Annotated in this window: 10 protein-coding genes; 8 read left to right on the top strand and 2 right to left on the bottom strand. The window is 69.7% G+C overall.

Annotated elements, in window-relative coordinates:
• A partial coding sequence (locus tag KRR26_RS32880; protein WP_328707248.1) for a Clp protease N-terminal domain-containing protein occupies positions 1-536 on the bottom strand: 536 nt, incomplete at its 3' end.
• A gap of 295 nt (positions 537-831) precedes the next feature.
• Here KRR26_RS32880 and KRR26_RS32875 point away from each other — a divergent pair.
• The 7 genes from KRR26_RS32875 to KRR26_RS32845 all read left to right on the top strand — a co-directional run bounded on the left by KRR26_RS32875 (position 832) and on the right by KRR26_RS32845 (position 7,977).
• A complete protein-coding gene (locus KRR26_RS32875; protein WP_233576723.1) occupies positions 832-1,455 on the top strand; it encodes a YIP1 family protein in 624 nt (207 codons plus the stop codon).
• Entirely contained in the window at positions 1,452-2,786 is a 1,335-nt protein-coding gene (locus KRR26_RS32870; RefSeq protein WP_120203663.1) for a TolC family protein, read from the top strand. The genes KRR26_RS32875 and KRR26_RS32870 overlap by 4 nt, the downstream gene beginning before the upstream one ends.
• The gene (locus KRR26_RS32865) at positions 2,783-4,051 is read left to right on the top strand and encodes an efflux RND transporter periplasmic adaptor subunit (RefSeq protein ID WP_120203665.1); all 1,269 of its coding nucleotides are present in this window, start codon (positions 2,783-2,785) and stop codon (positions 4,049-4,051) included. The genes KRR26_RS32870 and KRR26_RS32865 overlap by 4 nt, the downstream gene beginning before the upstream one ends.
• Complete coding sequence (locus KRR26_RS32860; RefSeq protein ID WP_120203666.1) at positions 4,048-4,809, top strand: ABC transporter ATP-binding protein; 762 nt, start codon at positions 4,048-4,050, stop codon at positions 4,807-4,809. The genes KRR26_RS32865 and KRR26_RS32860 overlap by 4 nt, the downstream gene beginning before the upstream one ends.
• Complete coding sequence (locus tag KRR26_RS32855; RefSeq protein WP_120203668.1) at positions 4,806-6,044, top strand: ABC transporter permease; 1,239 nt, start codon at positions 4,806-4,808, stop codon at positions 6,042-6,044. Before KRR26_RS32860 ends, KRR26_RS32855 begins: the two co-directional genes overlap by 4 nt.
• A gap of 6 nt (positions 6,045-6,050) precedes the next feature.
• Positions 6,051-7,280: an ABC transporter permease gene (locus KRR26_RS32850; protein WP_120203669.1), complete on the top strand. Its 1,230-nt coding sequence runs from the start codon at positions 6,051-6,053 to the stop codon at positions 7,278-7,280.
• Between the two features lie 118 nt (positions 7,281-7,398).
• Positions 7,399-7,977: a GNAT family N-acetyltransferase gene (locus KRR26_RS32845; protein ID WP_120203671.1), complete on the top strand. Its 579-nt coding sequence runs from the start codon at positions 7,399-7,401 to the stop codon at positions 7,975-7,977.
• Positions 7,978-8,044: 67 nt separating this feature from the next.
• Here KRR26_RS32845 and KRR26_RS32840 read toward each other — a convergent pair whose 3' ends face one another.
• Positions 8,045-8,458 (bottom strand): hypothetical protein, encoded by a 414-nt coding sequence (locus KRR26_RS32840; protein WP_120203672.1) that lies wholly within the window; start codon positions 8,456-8,458, stop codon positions 8,045-8,047.
• Between the two features lie 438 nt (positions 8,459-8,896).
• Here KRR26_RS32840 and KRR26_RS32835 point away from each other — a divergent pair, with 438 nt between their 5' ends.
• A complete protein-coding gene (locus KRR26_RS32835) occupies positions 8,897-10,693 on the top strand; it encodes a thiamine pyrophosphate-binding protein (protein WP_233576724.1) in 1,797 nt (598 codons plus the stop codon).
• The last annotated feature ends 7 nt before the right edge of the window (positions 10,694-10,700 follow it).

Below are 10,700 nucleotides of genomic sequence, written 5' to 3'. Positions count from 1 at the left end.
GGCGGCGCGACGGGCAGGGGGCGGGGCAGGCTCACCGCGACGGCGGAGGCGGGGAGGGGAGACGGGGGCGCGCCCAGGGGGCGCGCGGGCGGGGCGCGCGTCGCCACGGCCTGGACCCGGCCGGGCTGGAGCCGCCGCGGCATGCGCCCGCTGACGAAATAGGAGAGGGCCGTGTTGCCCAGGTTCCGCAGGTCGATGCCCGCCCGCACGAGCAGATCATTGGCCACGCAGCGCACGCGGGTGACGGCGATGAGCAGGTGCAGGCAGTCCGCCTCGGACGAGCGCGAGCTGGTGGCCAACTCGCGCGCCTTGGCGCACAACTCGCGCACCAGGCCATCCGGCTCGCTCGGAGCCTCCGTGAGGAGTTGGAGGAGGGAGTCCTCATCCACCCCCCAGTCCTTCAGCAGCAACTGCGCCCGGTTCTCCACCGTGTAGAGCGCGAGCATGACGTGCGCCGACGTGAGCCGCTGGGCCACGCTCTGGGCGATGTCATTCGCTTCGTGGAGTACTTGGGCGAGATCCGTGCTGTCGACCATTCGAGCTCCGGCAAGCGTGCAGCCGAGCGGAATACACCCTTCGGATCGCCGCGGCAAAATTTCCGCTACAGGTCGCTACAGGCCGGCTGAAACGACCTGGAACGTCTCCAAATGCGCGGAATTCGGTTGGCCGGCTGCCTGTTTCGCGCGTCAACTCGGCTGGCTAGGCAATTGCCTAAGGGCGGACGTCGTATATCGCTCCGAGACCCCTACCATGACCTCTCTTGCACAACCGGCGCGCGTTTTTGTCGACCCCTTCGAGGGAACGCGCGTCGCCGTCGAGGCCCGCCGCTGGGTGTGGCCCCTCCTGATCCTCGCCCTTTGCGTGTCCGTCTCCGGGACGGCGTTTTCCCTGCGGTGGGACGCCACGCCCTCCGTGCTGGCGGAGGCCGCTTCCTCGGGGGACCTGTCGGCGCTGTCCGAGTCCGAGCTGGCCGACAAGGTCCAGACGGCCTCCCGCAAGGCGCTGGTGGGCGGCATCGCCAAGGGCGTCTTCGTGATGCCGCTGTCGGTGGTGCTGCTGGCCGCGATCCTGTGGCTGTGCACCTGGCTCTTCGAGAAGCCGGCGCCGTTCGAGCAACTGGTGTCCGCGGCGGCGCTCGCGCTGCTGCCCATCGCCCTCTACCACGGCATCTTCGCCGTCTGCGCCTTCTTCCAGTTCGGCTTGACCGAGGCGCGCGCCGAGCGGCTCGTCCCCTCGAGCCTCGCGTTCCTCCAGGGGCTCTCCCCGCGTGTGCAGGGCCTCCTCAAGGGCGCTGACTTCTTCAACCTCTGGAGCGTGGCCTTGCTGGGGCTGGGCTTCTCCGCGGCCACGGGCATGACCAAGGGCCGCGCGGTGCTGCTCACCAGCGTGCTCTACGCGATGTACGTGGGAGTCTTCTTCGTGGGCCTCCCGGCGATGGGCGGAGGTGCCAGGTGAGCGCGCTCTTCGTCGCGGCCCTCCTCGCCGCCACCCCCATCACGCTGGAGGAGGCTCGCAGCCAGGGCCGGCAGAACACCCAGGCGCTCCAGACGCTCCTGGACCTCACCTCCGCCGAGCAGGACGTGCGGTACTCGCGCTCGGCGCTGCTCCCCCAGGTGGGCCTCAATGCGTCGGCCTCGCTGGACTACGTCGGCCGCCGCAAGGTGGTGCAGACCGCGCCCACCATCGGGCCAGATGGCTCGCTGACCTTCTCCGTCCGGGAGATCGAGACGCCGTCCAACACCAGCGACAGCTACAACCTGGGGGTGGGGCTCACGCAGCTCATCTACGACCGGGCCCGCTGGAAGCAGCTGGAGCAGTCGGGCGCCAACCGCGAGGCCGCCCGGGGCCAGGCCGAGGAGCAGGCGGACACCTCGGAGATGGAGGCCATCCGGCGCTTCTTCTCCCTGTACCTGTCCCAGGCCACGCTCGATGTCCTCCAGGCCAACGTGCAGCGCAGCGAGGAGCAGTTGGAGCGCGCTCGCGCCTTGTTCCAGGCGGGCCGCGTGGGCAAGAGCGAGGAGATCGCCGCGCGGGTGAACCTGGGCAACGACCGCATCAGCGTCGTCCAGCGCCAGACGCAGCTCGTGTCGGACCAGGCGCAGCTCGCCGTGTGGCTGGCCCAGTCGGGCACCACGGACCTGCAGGCGGTGGCTCCGGGCGTGCTCACGCAGGAGCCCACGCCCGCGCCCCCGCTCGAGTCCTCCATCGAGGCGGCGCGTCAGCACCGCGCGCTGCTCCGGGTGCTCCAGCAGCAGGTTCGCTCGGCCGAGCTCCAGCGCAGCATCGCGAACTCGGGCTATGTGCCCCGGCTGTCCCTGGACGGGCGCTTCAACCACGGCAACCCGGATCCGGGTCCGTTCGTGAGCGATCCGGGCCTGGGCAACACGTTCACCGGCAGCGTCATCCTCTCGTGGGACCTGTTCAACGGCTTCGCCACGGATGCCCAGACCAAGCGCGCGGACGCACAGCTGCGCCGGGTGGAGCTGGGGCAGGCGCAGACCATCCGCGAACTGGAGGCCGAGGTCCGCCGCGCGCATCAGGCGCTCGATGGGCAGATCGCCTCGTCGAAGCTGGCCGCCGAGAATCGCGAGGCTGCTTCCCAGGGCCTGTCCCTGGCGAACGAGCGGTTCCGCGCGGGCGCTGGATCGACCTTGGATGTTCGGGATGCTCAGCTGAAGCTCACCCAGGCCGAGCTGTCCTTGTTGCAGAGTCGCATCGATGTGGAAATCGCCCGGTATGCCCTCCTTCGGGCGACGGGTTCGTTGAACTCGGGAGACGCACGATGAAGTGGTGGAAGGCGGTAATCGCCGGCGGGCTCGTGCTCGGCGCGGGGGCCATCACGGCGGGGGGCCTGCGCGAGCGGCCTCCGCCGACCCAGGAGGTCCAGCTGTCGCGGGTCCGCAAGGGCTCCATCACGCGGACCATCACGGGGGCGGGCAAGGTGCAGGCGGCCACGACCGTGAAGATCTCCTCCAACCTGTCTGGCGACCTGGTCGAGCTGGCGGTGAAGGCCGGGGAGGGCGTCAAGAAGGGCCAGGTGCTGGGCCGCATCGACAAGCGCCGCTATGAGGCCTCGGTGAAGCAGGCCCAGGCGTCGGTGAACGCCTCGAAGGCCGAGGTCCAGGTGTCCGAGGTGGAGGCGGCTCGCACGCGCACCGAGCTTGCGCGCGTGCAGGGCCTGACCGACAAGGGCCTGGCGTCCGGGGCGGAGCTGGAGACGGCGCGCGCCACGCTGGACAGCGCCGAGGCGAAGGTGGCCGCGGCCAAGCAGCGGCTCGCGCAGAACGCGGCGTTCCTGGAGCAGTCCGCCACGGACCTCGCCAAGACGACGCTGGAGTCGCCCATCGACGGCACGGTCATCGAGCTGTCGCGCGAGGTGGGTGAGCGCGTGCGTGGCTCGGACTTCTCCGAGGACGTGGTGATGACCATCGCCGCGCTCAACGTGATGGAGGTCAAGTTCGAGGTGGGCGAGCACGAAGTCGTGCACCTCAAGACGGGGCAGCCCGCCGAGGTCACCATGGACGCGCTGGAGGGGCAGACCTTCCAGGGCGCGGTGGTGGAGATTGCGCAGAAGGCGCTCATCAAGAACCCGGGCACGGAGGCGGAGGTGACCAGCTTCCCCGTCACGGTGGCGCTGGACTCGCGGCCTCCGAGCGTGCTCCCGGGCATGAGCGCCGAGGCGCGCATCAGCGCGGAGACGCACACGGACACCCTGCTGGTGCCCATCCAGGCCGTCACGGTGCGCGCCGAGCGCAGCCTGCCGGACTACAAGCCGCCCGTGGAGGGGGACACCCTCACGGCCAAGCGCCGCACGGAGGCGCTCGCCAAGGTCGTCTTCGTGGTGGATGGGGACAACAAGGCCCAGGTGCGGCGCGTGCGCACGGGCATCGCGTCCGACACGGAGCTGGAGGTCGTGGAGGGCCTTCACGACGGCGACCGCGTGGTGGAGGGCCCCTACCGCACGCTGTCCAAGGAGCTGAACCCCGGGGACTCGGTGCGTGAGGCGGAGCTGGGCGCCGGTGGCGGCATGAAGGGCGGTAGCAAGTCGTGAGCGAAGCCAGCGGCACCCGTCAGTCCGCGCTCATCCAGGTGGAGCAGCTCACCCGCGTCTTCTTCGTGGGTGGAGAGGAGGTCCGCGCCCTGCGCGGCATCTCGTTCGGCGTGACGCGAGGGGAGTGGGTGGCCATCATCGGCCAGTCAGGTTCCGGCAAGAGCACGCTGATGAACGTGCTGGGCTGCCTGGACACCCCCACCAGCGGCCGCTATCTGCTCAACGGCAAGGACGTCTCGCGCATGGATGACGACGACCTCGCCGTCATCCGCAACGTGGAGATCGGCTTCATCTTCCAGACCTTCCAGCTGCTGCCCCGCGAGACGGCGCTCGCCAACGTGGAGCTGCCGCTGGTGTACCGGGGCGTACCGGCCCGCGAGCGGCGCGAGCGGGCCAAGGCGGCGCTGGACAAGGTGCAGCTCACGCACCGCATGCACCACCGGCCCAACGAGCTGTCCGGTGGTCAGCGCCAGCGCGTGGCCATCGCCCGCGCGCTGGTGTCCGAGCCGTCCATGCTCCTGGCGGACGAGCCCACGGGCAACCTCGACTCGGCCACGGGCGAGGAGATCGTCCGGCTCTTCGAGCAGTTGCACAAGGCGGGGCACACGCTGGTGCTCGTCACGCACGAGCCCAAGCTGGCGGCGCGGTGTCCTCGCGCCATCCGCCTGAGTGACGGCGAGGTCGTGGCGGACGGTCCGGGCCGCGAGGTGGCGCTGGGCACCGGGGCGGGGGTGGCGGCGGTGACGGGAGGCGCATGAGCTTTCGCCAGGGCTTCCGAGTGGACGTGCTGGAGGGCGGGCGCATCGCGCTGTTCTCGCTGCGCGCCAACCGCATGCGCACGGTGTTGACCACCCTGGGCATTGGCATCGGCGTGGCCACGCTGCTGGCCATTGTCGGGATCATCCAGGGGCTCAACACGTCATTCCACAACCAGCTGGCCACGCTGGGGGCCAACACGCTCTACGTGTCCAAGTTCCCGTGGGTCTTCCGCGGGGACTGGTGGCTGTTCCGCAACCGCAAGAACTTCACGTTGGACCAGGTGGCGCGCATCCGGGCGCAGGCGCCCTTCATCAGCGCCATGTCGCCCGCCGTGCAGCGCGTGTCGGACGTCGCGCGAGGCGATGCGCAGGTGTCCAGCGTGCGCATCACCGGCGTGCTGGAGGAGTACCTCGCGGTGTCTGGCTACGAGGTGGCCTCGGGGCGCTTCCTCACGACCTCGGACGACGAGGTGACGCGGCCCGTGGCGGTGCTGGGCGCGGAGGTCGCCAGCTCGCTCTTCCCGGGCATCAGTCCCTTGGGGCAGACGGTGCGCGTGGACGGCCGGCCGTTCCAGGTGGTGGGGACGCTGGCCAAGAAGGGGAAGGTGGTGGAGGAGAACCTGGACCTGGTGGTCCTGGTGCCCTTCCGGACCTTCTACGCGAGCTTTGGCAAGGGCCGGCCGATGCAGATCGCCATCGCGGTGGAGGACGCGGGCCGGGTGAAGCAGTACGAGGATCAGCTGGTGGGCATTGTCCGTCGCGTGCGGGGCACGCCCGCGGATCAACCCGACGACTTCTCCATCAACAAGCCGGACACGCTCGCGCAGACGTATGAGCAGCTCACGCGCGCGCTCTACGGCGTGGCGGTGGGCGTGGGCCTCATCACGCTGCTGGTGGGCGGCATTGGCATCATGAACATCATGTTGGTGTCCGTGCGCGAGCGGACCCGGGAGATCGGCGTGCGGCGCGCGCTGGGGGCACGGCGGCGCACCATCGTGCTCCAGTTCCTCATGGAGGCCGCGAGCGTGTCCGCGGTGGGCGGGCTGCTCGGGACGGTGGTGGGGCTGGGCACGGCCAAGGTCATCTCGCTCATCACCCCGCTGGCGGCGGACGTGCGCCCGGAGACGGTGTTCAGCGGGGTGGCGTTCGCGGCGGTGGTGGGGCTCTTGTTCGGCATCTGGCCGGCGGCCCGCGCGGCGAACCTGGACCCGGTGGAAGCGCTCCGCTACGAGTAGGGCCTCATGCGCGCGTTCTGGGACAACCTTCGGCTGGCGCTCGGCACGTTCCTGGGGAACCCGCTGCGCTCCCTGTTGACGCTGGTGGGCATCGTCATCGGGGTGGCCACGGTCATCACGATGATGGCCCTCATCGAGGGGCTCAGCATCAAGGTGAACCGGGACCTGGGCGGCCTGGGGGCCCACACCTTCGAGGTGACGAAGTGGCCCTCCGGCTTCGGGCGCTTCAACTGGGCCAAGTACGCCAAGCGCAAGGACCTGCGGATGGAGGAAGTGCGCGCCATCCAGGAGGGCTGTCCGTCCGTGCTCGCGGCCACGCCCATGGATGATCAGGGCGGGCAGAAGGTCGCCACCTCGGCGCGCGAGACGCGGCCATCCGTGCGCGTGGTGGGGACCGAGCCCTCGTATCCGTTGACGAGCGGGGTGTCCGTCGCGTCCGGGCGCTTCTTCAACGAGACGGAGGCGCTGGACGGGCGTCCCGTCGTCGTGCTGGGGCTGGATGTCGCGGACGCGCTGTTCCCGGGGTTGGACCCGCTGGGCTACGAGGTGCGCATCCAGGGGCGGCCCTTCCTCGTCATCGGCGTCCTGCAGAAGCGCGGCAGCTTCATGGGGATGATGAGCCTGGACAACCAGGTGTCCCTCCCGATGAAGGTCTTCCAGCAGCTCTACGGGAAGAACCGCTCGCTCGACATCGACATCCAGGCCCGGGATGGCCAGGTGTTCCAGAAGGCGCAGGACGAGGTGACGCACCTGTTGCGCCGCCGCCGCGACCTGACGCCGCGGGACGCGAACGACTTCGAGATTCACACCAACGAGTCGATGACCGCGTCCTTCAATCAGCTCTCCAAGGTCATCGCGCTGGCGGGCGTGGGCGTGTGTCTGTTGTCGCTGGTGGTGGGCGGCATCGGCATCCTCAACATCATGCTGGTGTCGGTGACCGAGCGGACGCGGGAGATTGGCATCCGCAAGGCCCTGGGGGCCAAGCGCCGCCGCATCCTCGGGCAGTTCGCCACCGAGGCCATTCTGCTGTCCCTGATAGGTGGCACGCTGGGGGTGGCGCTCGGCTTCGGGCTGACGTTCCTGGGGCAGTGGGTGCTGCTGTTCCCCATGCAGGTGCCGGCCTGGGCCGTGATGCTGTCCCTCGTCATGAGCTGCGGCGTGGGGCTGGTGTTCGGCATCTATCCGGCGGCCCGGGCCGCGAAGCTCGACCCCGTCGAGGCGATGCGCTCCGAGTGAGCCGCGCCGGGCCCTCGGGCCCAGGCGTTGAGCACTGGGCGCCCCGTTCCCAGGGGCACCTTCTCCGCGCGGGCGCGGGGGCTACATTGGCGGGTCGTCTCCCGCCGCCGAGGCCCCCATGCAGCCCCGTCCCCTGGAGCCCATTCCCGAGCTGCGCACCGAGCGCCTGCGCCTGCGCGCGCCGGACCTGGAGGACGCCGAGGCCCTCGCGGCCATCTACGGCGACCCCGAGGTCGGGCGCTACCTGGGGTTTCGCCTCATCCACCGGACGGAGCAGATGCGCGAGAAGCTCGCGCGCGACCTGGAGGCGGTGCGGCGAGGGGAGGGGATGCGCTGGGTCCTCTGCGCGCACGCGGACGCGGCGCCAGCGGGCTATGTCGGCATCTTCTCGTGGAGCCAGCGGGATCGCCGCGCCGAGGTGGGCTACGTGGTGGCGCGGGAACTGTGGGGGCAGGGCGTGATGAAGGAGCTGTTCCCCGCGCTGCTCCACTTCGGCTTCGGGCGGATGGGCTTGCACCGGCTGGAGGCGCGCGTGGACTCACGCAATGGCGCCTCGCTGCGGGTGCTGCTCAGGGCCGGCTTTCAGGTGGAGGGAGTGCTCAGGGAGCATCACGTGGCGGAACCCGAAGGGTTCGGGGACACCACCTTGCTCGCGCTACTCGAGGGGGAGTGGCGACGAGGCTACTCCCACACGTGATGCTCGGCCCTCCACCTCGCGTCTGCTGCCCCGCGCATGAACGCGGGGCAGTGCTGGGGGCGTGCGCCTACGCCGCGGCGTCCTCTTCCTTGCTGGGCTCGTGGCCATGGACGATCCAATCAATCGCCTTGGTCTCCCAGTCCGAGTCCTTGGACGCGTCGAGGTAGCGCTCCCACTGGTAGACGCCGCTCTGCTTCGCCATGCGCACCATCATCAGGCGAGCCACGGCGCTGTCGAGCACCACCGTCGAGCGGACCATGCCGTTCTGCCGCAACCACCCCATGGCCTGCTTGATGATCTCCTGGGTCTCCGGCGGATTCGCCTTCTGACCGCGGATGTCCACCATCAGCCCGAATGCACGCCCCTTCTTGATCGCCACCTTGGCGCGAAGATCATCGAACCAGGCGTTCGCCTCGGCCGGGGTGATGTAGCCCGTCGCGTTTGCTCGAAACCCGTACTCCGTTCGCAGATTTTCAGCCATCTCCAACCCCCACGTGATGTGACCCTCGACGCCTGAATGCTCGTACTCGAGGGCGTACGAGTGTCTCGAATGCTAACCCAGCGGGATGGGATGGGATCAACGCCAGTACTTCTCGGCTCTGCGGCTCCAATCGGATTTCCAAGTTTTTTACTTCCCAATCCGGGGCTGTTCGGCTACTAAGCGACTGAAACTTTCCAGTATCCACGCAACGCCGATTCAAACAACCGGGTTTCCCCGACCCGGGTGACGCACTCCCGACCCCTGGACAGCACAGGGAGTGAATCGCCAGAGCTGGATGAACGGAGACGCAGGCCGATGCCCACTCGCTCGCTCATTGAATTCCACGCCCCGACCTCCGCGCCGAGCATGTCTCACGACGGAGCGATGGAAGTCCTGCGAGGTGATGTGGCGGTTCCGGCGGTGAGTGAAGCGCGTCCCATGCATCCGCCCGAGCCGCTGCCGATGTACGGCGAGCAGCACGCGCGTGGCTATCAGACGGTGGAGGACCTCACGGTCGCGGACTGCGTGCTGGCGCACCTCGAGAGCGAGGAAGTGGACGCGGTGTTCGGCGTTCCGGGCGGCAACATCGCGCCGTTCCAGCAGGGGATGCGCAAGCACCCGTCCATCCGCTTCATCATCGCGTCGCACGAGGGGGGCGCGGCGTTCATGGCGGACGGCTACGCGCGCGCCACGGGCAAGCTGGGCGTGTGTATGGTGACGGCGGGGCCGGGCGCCACCAACGCGCTGACGGGCGTGGCGTCCGCGAACCTGGATCAGGTCCCCTTGCTGGCCATCTCCGGCCAGGTGGCGACGGATCGCTTCGGCATGTCCGCCATCCAGGAGAGCAATGGCACGCACGGCGTGAACACGGTGGAGGTGTTCCGCAACTCGTGCGCCGCGTCCACGGGCATCGTGGATGCGCAGAGCTTCCCTCGGCTGCTGGCGCGCGCGCTGCGCACCGCGCAGGGACTTCCGGGCGGCGCCGCGCACCTGAGCATCCCCTCGAACATCGCGCGCCAGCGCATCGAGCGCGTCACGCTGCCCACCACGCGCGGCACCTTCCGTGCCCGCCCGCCCGCGGCGCCCTTCGAGGACCTGCGCGCGGCCTTCTCCATGCTGCGCACCGCGCGCCGCCCGCTCATCTTCCTGGGCTCGGGGGCGCGTGAGGCCATGGCCACGCAGGGCGAGGCCTTCAGCGCCTTCGTCACCCAGCACGGCATCCCGGTGGCAACCAGCCTCCGCGGCAAGGGCCTGTTCTCCGAGCGCGATCCGCTGTCGCTGGGCGTGCTGGGCCTGTGTGGCAGCAAGCGCGCCGAGGCGTACCTGCGCGAGGGCGTGGATGTGTTGGTGGTGCTCGGCAGCCGGTTGGGCGAGTGGGCCACGCGCAGCTTCCACAAGCACTTCCAGGCCGTGCGCAACGTCATCCAGGTGGACGTCAACGCGGCGAACATCGGCCAGTTCCTCCCGGTTCGCCTGCCCATCGTCGCGGACGTGGGCTCGGTGATGGCGGGTTTGAGCGAGCTGGGGCAGATGATTGGCCCCTCCAGCGGCGCGCGCGTGCGCGAGCGGTGGGCGCAGGTGATGGCGCTGGTGGATCAGCCCCTGGTGCCGCGCGCGCCCCAGTCCGAGGGCTCGGTGAAGCCGCAGCACCTCATGGCCGAGCTGGACGCGCAGCTGCGCCCGGACATGGACCTGTACATCGACATGGGCAACTGCACGGGCTGGGCGACGCACTGCCTGCACGTGTCCGCGCCCACGCGCATCTTCTTCCCCTGCGGCCTGTCGTCCATGGGCTGGTCCTGCGGCGCCGTCATCGGCGGCAAGGTGGGCCGGCCGGAGCGCGCGGCGGTGGCGTTCACCGGCGACGGCGCGTTCCTGATGAACGGCACGGAGCTTCTGACCGCGGCCCGCCACCGGGTGGGCACCGTGACGTTGGTGCTCAACGACAACTTCCTGGGCATGGTGAACCACGGCGAGCGCGCCCAGGACAGCAGCTACCCGCTGGAGGACGAGTTCTACGGTCTGGGCAACCCGGACCTGGAGGCCTTCTCCATGTCGCTCGGCGCTCGGGCGCACACGGTGAAGGGCCCCGGCCAGCTCAGCGCGCTGATGCCCGAGGTGCTGCGCCGCGCGGACGCGGATCGCCAGCCGCAGGTCATCATCGCGCACGTCGACTACCGCGAGGTTCCTCCGTTCGGAGAGCGCTTCGCCGCCGTCGCCGCCGACGGACGCTAGGCGAGGC

The organism is Citreicoccus inhibens, from assembly GCF_019039035.1.
Lineage (GTDB): Bacteria > Myxococcota > Myxococcia > Myxococcales > Myxococcaceae > Citreicoccus > Citreicoccus inhibens.
Note: the sequence above shows the minus strand (reverse complement) of the source record. Positions and strands in the feature narration are given on the sequence as shown.